Here is a 15,933-nt window from a genome sequence, read left to right on the forward strand (position 1 = left end):
CCCTGAACTTTAAGTTCTGGAAGGGTTGTTATAGACGATGACGTTGATAGGCAGGGTGTGGAAGCGTTGTAAGGCGTTAAGCTAACCTGTACTAATTGCCCGAGAGGCTTAACCATACAACGCCCAAGAAGCTTTAGGCTTTTGAGTGTTGTAGACAAGCTAAGCTCTGAAACATGAGCCGCAAGTAGAGTAAAAAGCAGTTACTCACTGATTGAATTAATATTATCTTTCCCAAATTGTTACCAGTTTTTTCCTGGCAGCCATAGCGATACGGTACCACCTGAATCCATTCCGAACTCAGAAGTGAAACGTATTAGCGCCGATGGTAGTGTGGGGCTTCCCCATGTGAGAGTAGGACACTGCCAGGTCCCATTAAGAAAAACCCGCCTAACGGCGGGTTTTTTGCTTTGTGCTCTTCAATAAATACAGCGGCTAACAGCTGTGCTCGCTGTGTACTTCCATCGTTTATTTCATCAAGAACAGCTTACCAATAAGCTATAAGCGTTTGAGCGTAGAATTTTCTTACAAATGCTCTTTAGCCATATATTATAGAATGTTAGGCATTTCAAACTTGAAAAGTGTATCGGAATAAATCTCAAATTTAGTCTAGGTAACTTGCTATTGGTGTATTAGCGGTACGTCATTTCAAACATTGATTAGCTAGACGCTTTAATAGCCTATAACAGGGAACTGCTTATGTCTGAAAAAATAATTCTAAATGCCACCTTCAACCCAGCGGTAAAAACCTACTGGATTATAAATTTATTATTATTGTCTACGATTACGGTAGTGGGCATACCTTTTTTGATCATATCTGTTCCTCTATTCTTCCTGATAAGTAGCAAAATATTGGCTGCTATGTCTGCAACAGTGACAGAGCGAAAACTTGTCGTTAAACGGGGGGTGTTTCAAAAAGAAGAGAAATCTATCCCCTTAGAAAAGATAACCGATGTTGCTATGGTGCAAGGTCCGTTAATGCGGATGTTTAACTTATACAGACTGTCATTTGAAACAGCAGGACAGTCTGCACAAGGTGCCTTAGTCTCGCTAATTGGTATCAATGATGCTGATACATTTAGAGAAACTATCCTGGCGCAAAAAGATAAGTTGTTAACGGGAATTAGCGAGGTACCAGAACAAAAAAATTATGAAAACAGCGATATGAAGGCGCTTGTTGAAAGTGTAAAGCGAATAGAGTTGCTGCTTGAGAAAGCACTAAGAGAACAATAACGACAGATACGGGTTGTTGTCAGTATTTCTAGACATTCTTATTCGATAAAAGCCTTAATAGAATCGACTTACTTTTAGCAATGTGCAGGTTTTTTGGTAAACTCTTGCGAATAACATTTTAGTCGAAGTAAATAGGACGAACTAATGGCCGTATTCGGTACAGTATTCATGCCACAAATGGCGCTTGCTACCTTTGTCAACGATAAGTGGACTGACACCGAATTTGTCAGTGCAGACAGTATTTCACTTCACCCTGGTGCACACGTGCTTCACTACTCAAGTACATGCTTTGAAGGTTTAAAAGCATTTAAGCATGAAGATGGCAGCATCAATATTTTTAGAATGGATAAGAACATTGAGCGCTTTGTTCAAAGTAGCCGCCTTTTAAATTTGCCTGAAATAGATAAAGCGCAAGTTGAAAAGATGATTATCGATATTGTTGCAAAGTATGCTTCTGAGGTTCCAGAGCCTCCTGGCTCTATGTACATTCGTCCTACTCACATTGGTACAGAAGCGTCTATTGGCAAAGCAGCAGCACCGTCAGCAGATTCGATGCTATACGTATTATTGTCACCAGTGGGTGATTACTTTGCGGGCGGAGCAAAGCCACTTCGCTTGTTACTAGACGAAACAGGTATGCGCTGTGCACCTCATATGGGAATGGTAAAAAGCGGCGGTAATTATGCCAGTGCTTTACCACCTATCCTCAAAGCCCGCGCAGAAGTTGAGGCTGATCAAATACTGTTTTGTCCTAATGGTGACGTTCAAGAAACCGGTGCAGCAAACTTCTTACTTATTGACGGTGACGAGATCATTACAAAAGGGTTGGACTCTAGCTTTTTGCACGGCGTAACTCGTGCAACCGTTCTTCAAATTGCTAAAGATCACGGCATGAAAGTAAGTGAGCGTGATATTACAGTTGAGGAGCTATTAGAACGCGCTGCAAAACCAAATACAGAAGCTGCGCTTTCAGGTACTGCGGCTGTACTAACACCAGTAGGTACGTTTATCCATAACGATAAAGAGTATCAGGTGGGAAGCGGTGAAGCTGGCCCTGTGACAATGAAGCTTAGACAGGCGCTTAACGATATTCAGTGGGGTAAAGCTGAAGATACTCACAACTGGTTAGTCAAAGTGCAAAACTAGTTTAATACAAATCCGCATAGATCATTACTCACTCAGCGAGTAATTTTCTAAGCGGATTGGTACAAACAGACACACATAAAAAAAGCCTGCTTCAGCAGGCTTTTTAGTACTTAAAAGGTTTACCCTTATTTCGCTTGGCCTTGTTTAGCAACTGCATCCATCATTGCTTTGATTGCATCAGCATCGCCAAGATACTCTTTAGAGATTGGCTTAAGGTTTTCATCTAGTTCGTATACTAGTGGCACACCTGTAGGGATGTTAAGACCTAATACTTCTTCGTCTGACATACCATCTAAATACTTAACAAGCGCGCGAAGGCTGTTGCCGTGGGCCGCTATAATTACACGCTTACCAGCTTGGATGTCTGGGCGAATAACATCATGCCAGTAAGGTAATACACGTTCGATGGTAAGTTTTAGACTTTCACCACGTGGCAAAATATCAGCATCTACATTGTTATAACGTGGGTCGTGACCTGGGAAGTGTTCACTGTCGTCTTCAACTGCCGGAGGTGGAATATCGAAGCTACGACGCCAGATTTTCACTTGCTCTTCGCCGTGCTTAGCAGCAGTTTCCGCTTTGTCTAGACCGGTTAGAGCACCGTAGTGACGCTCGTTCAGACGCCAGTGACGCTCAACTGGAAGGTAGTGTTGACCCATTTCTTCAAGGGCAATATTAAGCGTTTTGATTGCGCGAAGGAGTACAGACGTATATGCCTGATCAAATGTAAATCCAGCATCTTTAAGAAGCTGACCTGCGGTCTTTGCTTGTGCTACACCAGTGTCGGTCAAGTCAACGTCGTGCCAGCCTGTGAAACGATTTTCCAAGTTCCACTGACTTTCTCCATGACGAATAAGTACCAATTTATACATAGTTGGGTTACCTGCGGCGTTAAAGTGAAATAGTCTGAGATAATTCCAGAAGTTGGACGTTCAGACGTATATTTAAAAACTGCTGTTATCATCCTTGATTGGCGCTTAAAAATCCAGTTTAAGCGGGTATAAAATCGCAGGTAAGACGTGTCTTTGCCGTTCAGATAAGAGATTTATTAAATAAACCGTGTCAGGTCTGGATGGGCAACTTTTATCCACTCTTTCATTGAGGGTTCTTCAATAAAGCTAAAATCTTCAAAATCAAACCCTGGCGCGACTGTGCAACCTACAAGTGAGTAGTCACCCATAGTTGCAGCTCCCTGAAAATTGCCCGCCTCAACCACTTCAACATAATCGTTGTTGCCACCACCTATACGGCGTTCCCATAACTGCTGTTTCTGAATTTGGAATAGCTGTAAAGGAGCACCTTCATAGTGATTCCATACTTCATCATGTAAAACGCGATGAAAGCGACTGACTTGGCCCTTAAGTAAAAGAAAATAGATATGGGTGAGTGCTGGACGGCTGGCACCATGGACATAGGATGTAGTCTTATTTTCTGAACGAAAAACCTGACGATAAAAACCTCCCTCGGGATGAGGTTCAAGGTTGTACTTCTTAATAAGTGGATGGGTCATGATAACTTCGTATTCTTGTTATTGCTTTTTTACTGGTGCTCGTCCTTCAATGACTTTCTGAGCATGTATTAAGGCATTAGGCATTTAGCGTGGTAATAAGCATACCGCTTGCAAGATTATAAGAAAATAATAATGTTGCATATTTGTAAATGAGTGAGGTGCATGACATTTCATTTGTAATAACTCTCTCCTTGTTGGGCAAGGCCAAGAGCTTTTATTTGAACATAAAGGCCAATTATTCTAACTGGTTGCTTTTCGCTGATAGGGAACACTTTTTTTGCTCACCTCTTTAGAAGCATATGTTTAAACGAGAAGCGGCGATACGAATAACTAATAATAGGTGAACTTTTTTTCATGTTTATGCCGTACAAACTTGAAAATAACGCGACGGATTAAACACGTCGCTCGTTTCTTGCATTGGCAAAAATTGAGACGTAGACAAAATTCATGAACAGGCAAAGAAGGATGAGAGCGTATGACATATAAGTCTTTTTCGCAGCTTGAAGTAAACGGCAAAAACTTCAAGGCGGTCAATTTTGACAGTATAGGTAATCAGTATGCGCTCGACCGGCTACCTTTTTGTATCAAAATTCTTCTCGAGAACCTAATCCGACATGAAGATGAAGAGTTCGTTTCTAGTAGTGACATTGAGCAAGTAGCTAAGTGGGACACTGACAACCACGCTGATCACGAAGTATCATTTGTTCCTGCGCGGGTTATTCTTCAAGACTTTACTGGCGTTCCTGCCATAGTCGATTTAGCTGCAATGCGAGATGCAGTTAATCGCTTGGGGGGCGATGCGCAAGCAATTAACCCTTTAAACCCGGTAGAACTGGTCATTGACCACTCTGTAATGGTTGATCATTTCGCTGAAGAGAATGCATTAGAAAAGAATACCGATATAGAGATTGAGCGCAATAAAGAGCGTTATCAATTTCTAAAGTGGGGGCAGTCTAGCTTCGATAACTTTAAAGTTGTTCCTCCAGGTCGCGGTATTGTGCACCAAGTCAATTTAGAGTATCTGGCTCGCTGTGCTTTTACCAAAGAGCAAGATGGTGAAACCTTGGTTTATCCAGACACCCTTGTGGGTACTGATTCTCACACTACAATGATTAATGGCCTTGGCGTACTTGGCTGGGGTGTCGGTGGTATTGAAGCGGAAGCGGCAATGTTAGGTCAACCCGTTACTATGTTACTGCCGAAAGTAGTAGGCTTTAGATTGTCAGGGAAATTACCTGCTGGCGTTACTGCTACTGACATGGTGCTTACCATCACACAGCAATTGCGTGAACACGGCGTTGTTGGCAAATTTGTCGAGTTTTACGGTCCAGGTCTTAAACACTTAACCACAGCAGATCGCGCAACTATTGCAAACATGGCACCAGAATATGGTGCAACGTGCGGTATCTTTCCAATAGACGATGTGGCGTTAGATTATTTGAGACTTACAGGGCGAGATGAAGACCAAATAGCACTTGTCGAACAGTACGCTAAATTTAGTCACTTATGGCATGACGACCATTCAAAAGATGCACAGTACCATGAAACACTTGAACTCGATTTGGGCGAAGTGGTGCCATCACTTGCTGGGCCGAAACGTCCACAAGATCGCATTGCCCTAGACAAGGCAGCAGAAGCATTCAATGAATGGCATCGTTCGCAAATTGATGTGAAAGTACTAGATGAAGAAACCGATTTAATTGCCGAGGCTGGCCTGGGTACCAGTGATGATGTTGATGAAGACCATGACTCTTTTGTTGAGTTCAGAGGTAACAAGTTCAACTTAGAAGATGGCGCAATCGTGATTGCTGCCATTACAAGCTGTACCAATACATCAAACCCGTCAGTACTGGTTGGCGCGGGCCTACTTGCTAAGAAAGCGGCGGAGAAAGGCTTAACTCGTAAGCCGTGGGTCAAAACGTCACTAGCACCTGGCTCACAGGTTGTTACTCAGTATTTAGAAGATGCTGGTCTTATGGACCCGCTAGAATCACTTGGGTTTAACTTGGTGGGCTATGGCTGTACCACCTGTATCGGCAACTCAGGTCCACTACCTGATGCCATTACAGATGCCATTCGAAAAGCCAAACTAACAGTGACGTCTGTATTGTCTGGAAACCGGAATTTTGAAGGGCGAATTCACCCTGATGTAGCGGCAAACTATCTTGCATCACCGCCTTTAGTAGTCGCATATGCGCTAGCAGGGAACATGAATGTAGATATCACCACAGAGCCATTGGGTCAGGCAAGTGATGGTTCACCTGTTTACCTTAGAGACATCTGGCCTACTGAAGACGAAATTCAGCAATATATTGCTGAAAACGTAACAGGTGACCTATTTAAAGAAAAATATGCGGATGTGTTTAAAGGCGCCGGCGAATGGAATGAACTGGAAGTGAGTAAAACATCAGTTTATGACTGGCCTGAGTCAACTTACATTAAGCATCCACCTTTCTTTGAAGTGATGGGTAAAGAGCCTGAAGCCTTAACGGCAATCGAAAATGCGCGATGCCTAGTGAAAGTTGGTGACTCAATCACGACAGACCATATTTCACCCGCAGGAGCCATCGCAAATGATAGCCCAGCAGGAGAGTACCTGCAGGCACAAGGTGTTGAGCCAAAAGACTTCAACTCTTATGGCTCTCGTCGCGGTAACCATGAGGTGATGATGAGAGGGACGTTTGCGAACGTTCGTCTTCAAAACCAACTGGCGCCGGGTACACGAGGCAGTGCGACAACCCATTATCCGAGCGGCGACAGCATGTCTATCTTCCACGCTGCTATGCGTTATAAAGATGACGGTGTACCAGCAATTGTCATTGGTGGTAAGGAGTACGGCACTGGCTCAAGTCGTGACTGGGCAGCTAAAGGGCCCTCTCTTATGGGCGTAAAAGCTGTGCTTGCGGAAAGCTATGAGCGTATTCACCGCTCTAACTTAATAGGAATGGGTATTCTACCACTCCAATTTAAGTCAGGTGACAGCGCGAGCTCTTTGGAGCTTAAAGGTAACGAGTCGTTCTCTATCGATGCAGTTGAACGCGGGCAGACCGAGGTTGAAGTAAAAGCCGTGTCGGATGAAGGAAAAACAACAACGTTTAAGATGGATATCAGAATTGATACATCTAACGAGTTTACTTACTTCGAAAACGGAGGAATACTTCACTACGTTATTCGAGAGTATTTAAAACGATAAGCGTTTATAAGATTAAGGCTGCGGTTAGTTCGCAGCCTTTTTCTTTATGGCACCCGGCAAGGGCATTTACTCTCCGCCAATAATTTGAACTTGTGCTATATCAGTATCGCCTTTTAATACTTTGAAAATAGCATCTTGTACTAGGGTTCGCATACCATCTTTGGCCGCTTGTGATTTCATTTCTGAAACGCTGGCTTCTTTATATACCATTGAGCGAAGCTCTGGTGTCATCCCCAGTAATTCGTGCACACCTGTTCTGCCTTTATAACCTGTGTTTCCACATTCTTCGCAACCTTTGGCTCTGTAGAGTTCAAGTGGGGCCTGAATGTTCAGTTCTGGTAGGTGCTCTTTGCCATATTGGCGCTCAATAAACGCCATGTCTTTCTCGCCTGCTACATACTTCTCTTTACAGTTACCACACAAGGTTCTTATAAGACGCTGGGCCAATATCCCTACACATGCATCTGAGAAGTTGACCGGATCAAGACCTAAGTCAAGTAGACGGGTGATGGTCTCCGGTGCTGAGTTAGTATGCAGCGTTGAAAGTACTAAGTGACCAGTTAATGACGCTTCAATACCCGCATGAGCGGTTTCCTTATCACGCATCTCACCAATAAGAATGATATCTGGGTCTGCCCGCAAGAATGCCCGAAGTGCTGCCGCAAAGTTAAAACCAATTTTAGGGCTTACCTGAACCTGTTGCAAACCAGGCTGAGTAATTTCTACCGGGTCTTCAGCCGTCCAAATTTTCTTTTCAGGCGTATTCAAATATCCCAATATAGCGTGAAGCGTAGTGGTTTTACCGGAACCTGTAGGGCCTACAACCAGTAAAATACCGTGAGGCTTTTTAATCATTTCTTCCAACCTTGTACGGTTGGTGGGGGCCAGGTTCATCTTGTCGATAGGCATCGCACCGCCTGATGCCAAAATACGCATTACTACACCTTCACCGGCGACGGTGGGAATAGTAGCCACACGCACTTCTACGAGTTTACCGTTCATTCTAAATGCGAGCTTGCCATCCTGAGGTACGCGTTTCTCTGCAATATTAAGATTCGACATTATCTTAATACGCGCAATCACCGCGTTATGATGCGAGTGAGGTACCTGGTTCATATCGCGGCATACGCCATCCACGCGCATGCGAACACGAGTAGGCGCATTCTTTTCAGGGTCTATATGAATATCTGAGGCGTTTAAACGTTTAGCATCGTGCAGTATACGACTAACCAAGCGGACAACTGCTGGCGCATCGTCTGAAAGTTCATCAATCTGGTCTTCATTGTCGTCGCTGGATGAGCCAATTTCATCGAGGATGTCGCTCATTTCACCAGGGCCGCCGCCACCGCTATTCTCCCCTAAATATTGAAGAATAAGGTTAGGTAAACTTACCGCGATTTCGTAGCTATCTATGCCCATAGCGCTCTCAATTTCCATTAAGAGCGCAGCATTGTTTGGCTCAGCCATTAGCACAATGGGTTTATCGTGTGCATCGGCGATAACTGCAACATAGTTTCGCTTGAGGTAAGAAACGTTTAGACGACTTTCGTTTTCGAACCTGTGATATTTTTCCGGCAGGTAAGAAATGAATGGTACTTGATAGTGGATTGAAAGAGAGTTACCAATTTCATCTTCCGATATGCGATGTTCAGATATCAACCGTTGAACTAAGGCTCGTATATCTGGCGTTGTCGCTTGTATATCGGCGAGGGTGGCCTCTTCTAGCAAGCTTTTGTGAACTAACAGGTCAAACGGGTTATTGGTGCCGCCTAACTCGAATCTGAATTTATCACCAAGAATTAGCGCTAATGCATTCCCACGCTTGAGGTCCTCTTCGGTAAAACCGCCGCTTGCCTTATTGATGATCTGAATAACACCCATTAACACGCCAGCGTTCATTATTGGTACGCAAAGAATGTTTTGAGTTCTAAAGTCATTGTCTTTATCGAATTTATCGGCAAAGCGAAGTCGAGGGTGAATGCTTTGAAGTAGGGTAGGATTGTACGGGTCATCAATGACAACAGGCTTTTGTGAAAGCGCAACGTAGCCAGCAATAGACATGGGGCTAATCGGTACTTTTATCTCTAGGGTTTCTTTACCTGTTTTAAATCGGGCGACCAGGTCTTGGTGTTGACGACGGCGTTGAAAAATACTCATGCGTGTGGCGTCAAACAAGCCAAGTATCATAGGTTCTAATAGGCTGTAGGCATCTAACAACGTAGAGTGGTTATTTAAGATGCGTTTTATTTGTGCAAATGTTTGCTGGTTATTTACTACTTCCATATTCTCACTACTAATAATGTTGGCGCCTAGTCCTTTACGCTTTTGACGCTATAAGCATGTTTTACGCTAGGGTATCAAGATATACTGTTACCATAAAAGCAACAATACTACTTCTAGACAGTTACATACACTGTTTTAGCGTAAAAATATGTGTATAAAAAGCAAACTGCCTCTTGCATTGCCCTCTGCTTTCTGTATAATTCGCGCCCACTGCCCAATTAGGGTATGAAGTTTTTAGCCGCAACCTCACTGCTTTTAGGGTGGTTGCCGAAGTAACGGATTCATCATTACTGATTAGCCTGTTGCTGGCGTGCTAGAAAAAAGAACAGGGTTCCGATAGGGAACCATCGGTTTACGCACATCTTTTCTTTCCGGAATTAATGGAAGAGAAAAGGTGAATTTTTTTGTTCTTTCGATTGGAGCTTAATCGATGCCAAATCAAAGAATTCGCATTCGTTTGAAAGCGTTTGATCACAAGTTGATCGATCAGTCTACGGCTGAAATCGTTGAAACTGCGAAACGCACTGGTGCTCAGGTAAGTGGTCCTATTCCTCTACCTACTCGCAAAGAACGCTATACAGTTCTGATTTCTCCGCACGTTAACAAAGACGCGCGTGATCAATATGAAATCCGTACTCACAAGCGTTTGGTAGACATCATCGAGCCAACTGATAAAACAGTTGACGCGTTGATGCGTTTGGACTTGGCTGCTGGCGTTGATGTTCAAATCAGCCTGGGCTAATAAGAGAGGGTTATAACAATGGCGATTGGTCTAGTCGGTCGTAAAGTGGGTATGACTCGCATCTTCACTGAAGATGGTACGTCTATCCCTGTGACTGTTATTGAAGCGACCCCAAACCGCGTTACTCAGCTTCGTACTGAGGAAACTGACGGTTATCGCGCTCTTCAGGTTACTGCTGGAACTAAGAAAGCTAACCGCATCAACAAAGCTGAAGCAGGTCACTTTGCTAAAGCTGGTGTTGAAGCTGGACGCACTCTAGTAGAATTCCGCCTAGAAGAAAACGAAGGTGCCGATATTGAAGTAGGCAGTGAAATCACTGTTGAAATCTTTAACGACACTAAAAAGATTGATGTAACTGGTACATCAAAAGGTAAAGGTTTCCAAGGTGCAATCAAACGCTGGAACTTCAGTTCACAGCGTATGACACACGGTAACTCTTTGTCACACCGCGCACCTGGTTCAATTGGTCAAAACCAATCACCAGGTAAAGTATTCAAAGGCAAGAAAATGGCTGGTCAGCTTGGTAACAAGCAAGTGACTACTCAGTCTTTGGAAGTTGTACGTGTTGACGTAGAGAACGGCCTTATCCTAGTTAAAGGTGCCGTACCTGGCGCAACTGGCAACGATGTAATCGTAAAGCCAGCTGTTAAAGCGTAACGTCTGGGGAGTGAACTGATGGAATTAACATTGAAAGACGCGCAAAGCGCTCTTGAAGTATCCGAAGCGACCTTTGGACGTGAATTCAACGAAGCCCTGGTACACCAGGTAGTTGTAGCTTACGGTGCAGGCGCTCGTCAGGGTACAAAAGCGCAGAAAACTCGCGCTGAAGTTCGTGGTGGCGGCAAGAAGCCATGGCGTCAAAAAGGTACTGGCCGTGCACGTGCTGGTACAATCCGTAGCCCAATTTGGGTTGGCGGTGGCCGTGCTTTCGCAGCAAAGCCTCGTGACTTTGACCAAAAAGTTAACAAGAAAATGTATCGCGGTGCACTTAAGAGCATCCTGTCTGAACTAATCCGTCAAGACCGTTTGGTTGTTGTAGAGAAGTTCGGTGTTGACGCACCTAAGACTAAAGCTCTTATTTCTGCACTTAACGAATATGAACTAAATGATGTTCTAATCGTTACTCCAGAAGTTGATGAGAACTTGTTCCTAGCGGCACGCAACTTGTACAAAGTTGACGTACGTGACGTAGCAGGCATCGACCCAGTGAGCTTGATTGCATTTGAAAAAGTGCTAATTACTGCTGATGCGGTTAAACAACTTGAGGAGGCGTTAGCATGAAAGAAGAACGTCTACTGAAGGTGCTAGTAGCACCTCACGTTTCAGAAAAGTCTACAATGGCTGCTGAAGCGAACAACACAGTTGTATTTAAAGTAGCTAAAGACGCGAACAAAGCTGAAATCAAAGCTGCAGTTGAAAAACTGTTTGAAGTTGAAGTTGAAGGTGTTCGTACTGTGAACGTTAAGGGTAAAACCAAGCGTCACGGCATGTCTTTCGGTAAGCGCAGCGACTGGAAAAAGGCCTACGTGGTTCTTAAAGAAGGTCAGGACATCGACTTTGTCGGTGGTGCTGAGTAAGAAGGGGATTAGAAATGCCATTATTGAAAGCTAAGCCAACTTCTGCCGGTCGTCGTCACGTTGTTCAGGTCGTAAATCCTGACCTGCACAAAGGTGCACCGTACGCACCTTTGCTTGAAAAGAACAGCAAATCTGGCGGTCGTAACAACAATGGTCGTATTACCACTCGTCACATTGGTGGTGGTCATAAGCAACACTACCGTGTAATCGACTTTAAACGCAACAAAGACGGCATTCCAGCCAAAGTTGAGCGTTTAGAATACGATCCAAACCGTTCTGCAAACATTGCACTAGTATTGTACGCAGACGGTGAACGTCGTTACATTCTGGCTCCAAAGGGTATGAAAGCAGGTGATGCAATCCAGTCTGGTTCGGGTGCTCCGATCAAGTCTGGTAACACGCTACCTATGCGTAACATCCCTGTAGGTACTGTTGTACACGCAATTGAAATGAAGCCTGGCAAGGGTGCACAAATCGCACGTTCTGCTGGTGCTTACGCTCAGATCCTAGCACGTGACGGAAACTACGTTACCCTACGTCTACGCTCTGGCGAAATGCGTAAAGTTCTTTCTGATTGCCGCGCCACCATTGGTGAAGTTGGTAATGCAGAACACATGCTTCGTTCACTAGGTAAAGCTGGTGCTACACGCTGGCGTGGTATTCGTCCTACCGTTCGTGGTGTTGCCATGAACCCGGTTGATCACCCACACGGTGGTGGTGAAGGTCGTACATCAGGCGGTCGTCACCCAGTAACTCCTTGGGGTGTTCCTACCAAAGGTAAGAAAACCCGAAGCAACAAGCGTACTGATAAGCTTATCGTACGTCGTCGAAACAAGTAATAGCGAGGATTCACCATGCCACGTTCTCTCAAGAAAGGTCCTTTTATTGACCTTCACTTGCTGAAGAAGGTAGAGGCTGCAGTGGAAAAGAACGAACGTAAACCAATCAAAACTTGGTCTCGTCGTTCTATGATCATCCCAGATATGATTGGGTTGACCATTGCGGTCCATAACGGTCGCCAACATGTACCTGTCATTATTAGTGACGAAATGGTCGGCCACAAGTTGGGCGAATTTGCGCCAACGCGTACTTACCGCGGCCATGTCGCGGATAAGAAAGCTAAACGTTAAGGGGTAGGAAGATGGAAGCATTAGCTAAACACCGTTTTGCCCGCACGTCGGCTCAAAAGGCACGCTTGGTTGCGGATCAAATTCGCGGTTTACACGTAGAGAAAGCTTTAGAAGTTCTTGCGTACAGCCCGAAGAAAAGCGCAGCGCTAGTAAAGAAAGTTTTGGAATCTGCGATTGCTAACGCAGAGCACAACGAAGGCGCGGACATCGACGAGCTAGTCGTTGCCAAGGTTTTCGTTGACGAAGGTCCAACTATGAAACGCATCAAGCCACGTGCTAAAGGCCGTGCTGATCGTATCTTTAAGCGCAGCAGTCACATTACTGTGGTTGTAGCGGATAACTAGGAGTAGATAATGGGACAGAAGGTACATCCTACAGGTATACGCCTGGGTATCAGCAAACCATGGACTTCTACCTGGTACGCTAATACTGCAGACTATGCAGACAACCTGTATAACGATCATCAGGTACGTCAGTATCTGACTAAACAACTTAAGAACGCTTCACTTTCTAAAATCGTGATCGAGCGTCCTGCTAAGAGCATCCGTGTGACTATTCACACTGCTCGTCCAGGCGTAGTAATCGGTAAGAAAGGTGAAGACGTAGAGAAGTTGCGTAACTACGTATCTAAGCTAGCCGGTGTGCCAGCTCAGATCAACATCGCTGAAGTACGTAAGCCAGAGCTAGATGGCCAGCTAGTAGCTGACAGCATCTCTAGCCAGCTAGAGCGTCGTGTTATGTTCCGTCGTGCTATGAAGCGCGCAGTTCAAAACGCAATGCGTCTAGGCGCGAAAGGTATTAAAGTTGAAGTTAGCGGCCGTTTGGGCGGTGCAGAAATTGCACGTTCTGAATGGTACCGTGAAGGTCGCGTTCCTCTGCACACTTTCCGTGCGGACATCGATTACGCAACCTCTGAAGCGTCAACTACTTACGGTATCATCGGCGTTAAAGTATGGATCTTCAAAGGTGAAGTTCTAGGTGGTCTACCTACAACTCAAGAGCAAGCACCAGCTGCTCAACCTAAGAAGAAAGGCCGCAACGCTAAGCGAGAGGGCTAATCATGTTACAACCAAAACGCATGAAGTTCCGTAAGATGCACAAAGGCCGCAACCGCGGCTTCGCAGCGGGTAGCACTGTTGCCTTTGGTACTTACGGCCTTAAAGCAGTTGGCCGTGGTCGAATGACTGCGCGCCAAATCGAAGCAGCGCGTCGTGCTATGACTCGTCACGTTAAGCGTCAAGGTAAAATTTGGATTCGAGTTTTCCCTGACAAGCCAATTACTGAGAAGCCTCTTGAAGTGCGTCAAGGTAAAGGTAAAGGTAACGTTGAGTACTGGGTATGCCAAATTCAGCCTGGTCGTGTTCTTTACGAGATGGAAGGTGTTCCTGAAAATCTTGCACGCGAAGCGTTTGAATTGGCAGCGGCTAAACTGCCATTTAAAACAACCTTTGTAACTCGGACGGTGATGTAATGAAAGCGACTGAACTGAAAGACAAAAGCGTAGAAGAGCTGAACGCAGAGTTGATTAACCTGCTACGCGAACAGTTCAACCTACGCATGCAGCACACAACAGGTCAGCTTGAAAAAACTGATCAGTTGAGAAAAGTACGTCGTAACATCGCGCGTGTTAAAACCATTCTGACTCAAAAGGCTGATGCGTAATGACTGAGCAAAAAATTCGTACAGTACAAGGTCGTGTGGTTAGCAACAAGATGGATAAAACCATCACTGTTGTAGTTGAACGTTTTGTTAAGCACCCAATCTACGGGAAGTTCATCAAGCGCTCTACTAAGCTTCACGCCCACGACGAAAACAACGTGTGCAACCAAGGTGACGTAGTAACAGTACGTGAATGTCGCCCGCTATCTAAGAACAAATCTTGGATGCTAGTTGACGTTGTTGAAAAAGCTGGCGTTTAATCGCTAACTTTTTTCAAAGTCTTAAAAAAGCCGCTTTCGAGCGGCTTTTTTGTTTTCTGTGTCCTGTCCTAAAAAGCGTTCGCGCTTTGTTTTACTCACGCTTTCACAATCTGGTTGTAAAGTGCAGCATACTCTCTTGCCATATTCTCTATGCTAAAGTGTGTTTTCACATGCCGGTGAAGTGCTTTACCTAATGCTATCTTTTCCTTGGGTTTTGCTATCAATAAGCTTACTGCTTGCACCAGCCCGCTAATATCGCCAGGGCTCACCATTAAACCCGTTTCCTTATGCTTTATAATTTCTGGAATTCCGCCAACGGGGGTTGTTATAACAGCACGTTTGCTTATCCCTGCTTGTAGAAGTATAACGCCAAGCCCTTCAGCGTAAGCGGGATGAACCAGCACGTCTATATTAGGCAAAATGCTCGCGACGTCGTTAGTAAAACCGCACAGCTTTACATTACTGTGCAGCTTATACCTGTCGATTAACGACTTATAGTGTTCTTCTTGAGAGCCCTTACCAAAAAGAAGGCAAGTTAGGTTATTAAATTGCGTTGTTAGCTCTCGCATAGCGAGTATTAAATCGGCTTGCCCTTTGCGGGGGATATATTGTGCAAAATTAGCGATAACGAAGTGGTGGTGTGGAATAGCAAACTTATTCCTTAACCACTGCTGGTCAGAAGGCTGTCCGTATTCTTCCTCATCAACGGCAGAGTGAATAATTCCTTGGTATTTCACTTTATCGCAATGCTTAGAGACTACATTATGGACACCCTCCGATATGCTGACTACCGCTTCGTACTCTCGATATTTAAAGCGGGCCAATTTACCTTCAGTATTATCTACACGTCGGGTACATACTGCCGGTATTCCCGTGACTTTTGCTACCAGTGCGCCCCAGACATCGGCGCCACGTCTACTGTGTACGTGAATTACGTCGGGCCTAATGCGCTTTACAACGACTAGTAAACGCTTAAAGCCTATTAGGTCAGTATCGCCTTTGTAGTTAATAGAGAAAGTTTTACAGCGGGCAAAACTGTAATGACTGATTTCGCTGTTAGCAGCACAAACAAGCTGTTGGGTAAACCCACTGTCTTTATCTAGCGCATCGATAAGATAAGTTACTTGCTTCGCACCACCGTATAAATGCCTTCCCAATTCGATATGCAAAACGTTAATGTCGAAAGAATGCTTGTTGCTCATA

General features: G+C 44.7%; 18 protein-coding genes and 2 rRNA genes. 16 read left to right on the forward strand and 4 right to left on the reverse strand.

Annotation, left to right across the window (positions count from 1 at the left end; genetic code table 11):
* The 4 genes from IW644_RS14045 to IW644_RS14060 form a co-directional block, all read left to right on the forward strand.
* Nucleotides 1–116: ribosomal RNA gene (locus IW644_RS14045) — 23S ribosomal RNA — on the forward strand; the annotation flags it as partial.
* 136 nt (nucleotides 117–252) lie between these two features.
* Nucleotides 253–368, forward strand: a 5S ribosomal RNA gene (rrf, locus tag IW644_RS14050).
* Between the two features lie 328 nt (nucleotides 369–696).
* Nucleotides 697–1,230 carry a PH domain-containing protein gene (locus IW644_RS14055; protein WP_269918131.1) on the forward strand — a complete coding sequence of 178 codons (534 nt, stop codon included), beginning with the start codon at nucleotides 697–699 and terminating at the stop codon, nucleotides 1,228–1,230.
* A gap of 144 nt (nucleotides 1,231–1,374) precedes the next feature.
* On the forward strand, nucleotides 1,375–2,376 hold the full coding sequence (locus IW644_RS14060; RefSeq protein ID WP_269918132.1) for a branched-chain amino acid aminotransferase: 1,002 nt from the start codon (nucleotides 1,375–1,377) through the stop codon (nucleotides 2,374–2,376).
* A gap of 125 nt (nucleotides 2,377–2,501) precedes the next feature.
* On the opposite strand, the gene gpmA is transcribed toward IW644_RS14060, so the two are convergent.
* On the reverse strand, nucleotides 2,502–3,248 hold the full coding sequence (gene gpmA, locus IW644_RS14065) for a 2,3-diphosphoglycerate-dependent phosphoglycerate mutase (protein WP_012516952.1): 747 nt from the start codon (nucleotides 3,246–3,248) through the stop codon (nucleotides 2,502–2,504).
* Between the two features lie 176 nt (nucleotides 3,249–3,424).
* Nucleotides 3,425–3,886, reverse strand: coding sequence for a cupin domain-containing protein (locus IW644_RS14070; RefSeq protein ID WP_179982112.1), 462 nt, complete (start codon nucleotides 3,884–3,886; stop codon nucleotides 3,425–3,427).
* Nucleotides 3,887–4,361: 475 nt separating this feature from the next.
* Between IW644_RS14070 and acnA the strand changes: the two genes are divergently transcribed.
* Nucleotides 4,362–7,079 carry an aconitate hydratase AcnA gene (acnA, locus tag IW644_RS14075; protein ID WP_269918133.1) on the forward strand — a complete coding sequence of 906 codons (2,718 nt, stop codon included), beginning with the start codon at nucleotides 4,362–4,364 and terminating at the stop codon, nucleotides 7,077–7,079.
* Between the two features lie 66 nt (nucleotides 7,080–7,145).
* Here the strand turns inward: acnA and IW644_RS14080 are convergent, their stop codons facing one another.
* Nucleotides 7,146–9,362, reverse strand: a complete 2,217-nt coding sequence (locus tag IW644_RS14080; RefSeq protein WP_269918134.1) for a GspE/PulE family protein — start codon at nucleotides 9,360–9,362, stop codon at nucleotides 7,146–7,148.
* Between the two features lie 430 nt (nucleotides 9,363–9,792).
* On the opposite strand from IW644_RS14080, the gene rpsJ reads away from it, so the two are divergent.
* Genes rpsJ through rpsQ form a run of 11 tightly spaced genes read left to right on the forward strand, consistent with a single transcriptional unit; the run spans nucleotide 9,793 to nucleotide 14,730 of the window.
* Nucleotides 9,793–10,104 carry a 30S ribosomal protein S10 gene (gene rpsJ / locus IW644_RS14085; protein ID WP_010179497.1) on the forward strand — a complete coding sequence of 104 codons (312 nt, stop codon included), beginning with the start codon at nucleotides 9,793–9,795 and terminating at the stop codon, nucleotides 10,102–10,104.
* An 18-nt stretch (nucleotides 10,105–10,122) separates the two neighbouring features.
* The gene (gene rplC, locus IW644_RS14090) at nucleotides 10,123–10,761 is read left to right on the forward strand and encodes a 50S ribosomal protein L3 (RefSeq protein ID WP_014947975.1); all 639 of its coding nucleotides are present in this window, start codon (nucleotides 10,123–10,125) and stop codon (nucleotides 10,759–10,761) included.
* Nucleotides 10,762–10,779: 18 nt separating this feature from the next.
* The gene (gene rplD / locus IW644_RS14095; RefSeq protein ID WP_118490523.1) at nucleotides 10,780–11,385 is read left to right on the forward strand and encodes a 50S ribosomal protein L4; all 606 of its coding nucleotides are present in this window, start codon (nucleotides 10,780–10,782) and stop codon (nucleotides 11,383–11,385) included.
* Nucleotides 11,382–11,681: a 50S ribosomal protein L23 gene (rplW, locus tag IW644_RS14100; RefSeq protein ID WP_012516959.1), complete on the forward strand. Its 300-nt coding sequence runs from the start codon at nucleotides 11,382–11,384 to the stop codon at nucleotides 11,679–11,681. Before rplD ends, rplW begins: the two co-directional genes overlap by 4 nt.
* Nucleotides 11,682–11,695: 14 nt before the next feature.
* Nucleotides 11,696–12,520 carry a 50S ribosomal protein L2 gene (rplB, locus tag IW644_RS14105; protein ID WP_012516960.1) on the forward strand — a complete coding sequence of 275 codons (825 nt, stop codon included), beginning with the start codon at nucleotides 11,696–11,698 and terminating at the stop codon, nucleotides 12,518–12,520.
* A gap of 15 nt (nucleotides 12,521–12,535) precedes the next feature.
* Nucleotides 12,536–12,811, forward strand: coding sequence for a 30S ribosomal protein S19 (rpsS, locus tag IW644_RS14110; protein WP_012516961.1), 276 nt, complete (start codon nucleotides 12,536–12,538; stop codon nucleotides 12,809–12,811).
* Between the two features lie 11 nt (nucleotides 12,812–12,822).
* On the forward strand, nucleotides 12,823–13,155 hold the full coding sequence (rplV, locus tag IW644_RS14115) for a 50S ribosomal protein L22 (RefSeq protein WP_012516962.1): 333 nt from the start codon (nucleotides 12,823–12,825) through the stop codon (nucleotides 13,153–13,155).
* Between the two features lie 9 nt (nucleotides 13,156–13,164).
* Nucleotides 13,165–13,869, forward strand: coding sequence for a 30S ribosomal protein S3 (gene rpsC, locus IW644_RS14120; protein WP_014947978.1), 705 nt, complete (start codon nucleotides 13,165–13,167; stop codon nucleotides 13,867–13,869).
* A gap of 2 nt (nucleotides 13,870–13,871) precedes the next feature.
* Nucleotides 13,872–14,282 (forward strand): 50S ribosomal protein L16, encoded by a 411-nt coding sequence (gene rplP / locus IW644_RS14125; protein ID WP_012516964.1) that lies wholly within the window; start codon nucleotides 13,872–13,874, stop codon nucleotides 14,280–14,282.
* Entirely contained in the window at nucleotides 14,282–14,473 is a 192-nt protein-coding gene (rpmC, locus tag IW644_RS14130; RefSeq protein WP_012516965.1) for a 50S ribosomal protein L29, read from the forward strand. Before rplP ends, rpmC begins: the two co-directional genes overlap by 1 nt.
* Nucleotides 14,473–14,730, forward strand: a complete 258-nt coding sequence (rpsQ, locus tag IW644_RS14135; RefSeq protein WP_012516966.1) for a 30S ribosomal protein S17 — start codon at nucleotides 14,473–14,475, stop codon at nucleotides 14,728–14,730. The genes rpmC and rpsQ overlap by 1 nt, the downstream gene beginning before the upstream one ends.
* Nucleotides 14,731–14,825: 95 nt before the next feature.
* Here the strand turns inward: rpsQ and IW644_RS14140 are convergent, their stop codons facing one another.
* Complete coding sequence (locus IW644_RS14140; protein ID WP_269918135.1) at nucleotides 14,826–15,932, reverse strand: glycosyltransferase; 1,107 nt, start codon at nucleotides 15,930–15,932, stop codon at nucleotides 14,826–14,828.
* Nucleotide 15,933: the final 1 nt, after the last annotated feature.

The organism is Alteromonas sp. PRIM-21, from assembly GCF_027563165.1.
Classification (GTDB): Bacteria; Pseudomonadota; Gammaproteobacteria; order Enterobacterales; family Alteromonadaceae; genus Alteromonas; species Alteromonas macleodii_A.

Bases quoted from the DNA above. Each gene is read 5' to 3' on its own strand.
- gpmA (WP_012516952.1), bottom strand. From the start codon at position 3,248: ATGTATAAATTGGTACTTATTCGTCATGGAGAAAGTCAGTGGAACTTG.
- IW644_RS14060 (WP_269918132.1), top strand. From the start codon at position 1,375: ATGGCCGTATTCGGTACAGTATTCATGCCACAAATGGCGCTTGCTACC.
- IW644_RS14055 (WP_269918131.1), top strand. From the start codon at position 697: ATGTCTGAAAAAATAATTCTAAATGCCACCTTCAACCCAGCGGTAAAA.
- rpsS (WP_012516961.1), top strand. From the start codon at position 12,536: ATGCCACGTTCTCTCAAGAAAGGTCCTTTTATTGACCTTCACTTGCTG.
- rplD (WP_118490523.1), top strand. From the start codon at position 10,780: ATGGAATTAACATTGAAAGACGCGCAAAGCGCTCTTGAAGTATCCGAA.
- rplV (WP_012516962.1), top strand. From the start codon at position 12,823: ATGGAAGCATTAGCTAAACACCGTTTTGCCCGCACGTCGGCTCAAAAG.
- acnA (WP_269918133.1), top strand. From the start codon at position 4,362: ATGACATATAAGTCTTTTTCGCAGCTTGAAGTAAACGGCAAAAACTTC.
- rplB (WP_012516960.1), top strand. From the start codon at position 11,696: ATGCCATTATTGAAAGCTAAGCCAACTTCTGCCGGTCGTCGTCACGTT.
- rpmC (WP_012516965.1), top strand. From the start codon at position 14,282: ATGAAAGCGACTGAACTGAAAGACAAAAGCGTAGAAGAGCTGAACGCA.
- IW644_RS14070 (WP_179982112.1), bottom strand. From the start codon at position 3,886: ATGACCCATCCACTTATTAAGAAGTACAACCTTGAACCTCATCCCGAG.
- rplW (WP_012516959.1), top strand. From the start codon at position 11,382: ATGAAAGAAGAACGTCTACTGAAGGTGCTAGTAGCACCTCACGTTTCA.
- IW644_RS14140 (WP_269918135.1), bottom strand. From the start codon at position 15,932: ATGAGCAACAAGCATTCTTTCGACATTAACGTTTTGCATATCGAATTG.
- rpsQ (WP_012516966.1), top strand. From the start codon at position 14,473: ATGACTGAGCAAAAAATTCGTACAGTACAAGGTCGTGTGGTTAGCAAC.
- rplP (WP_012516964.1), top strand. From the start codon at position 13,872: ATGTTACAACCAAAACGCATGAAGTTCCGTAAGATGCACAAAGGCCGC.
- rpsJ (WP_010179497.1), top strand. From the start codon at position 9,793: ATGCCAAATCAAAGAATTCGCATTCGTTTGAAAGCGTTTGATCACAAG.
- IW644_RS14080 (WP_269918134.1), bottom strand. From the start codon at position 9,362: ATGGAAGTAGTAAATAACCAGCAAACATTTGCACAAATAAAACGCATC.
- rpsC (WP_014947978.1), top strand. From the start codon at position 13,165: ATGGGACAGAAGGTACATCCTACAGGTATACGCCTGGGTATCAGCAAA.
- rplC (WP_014947975.1), top strand. From the start codon at position 10,123: ATGGCGATTGGTCTAGTCGGTCGTAAAGTGGGTATGACTCGCATCTTC.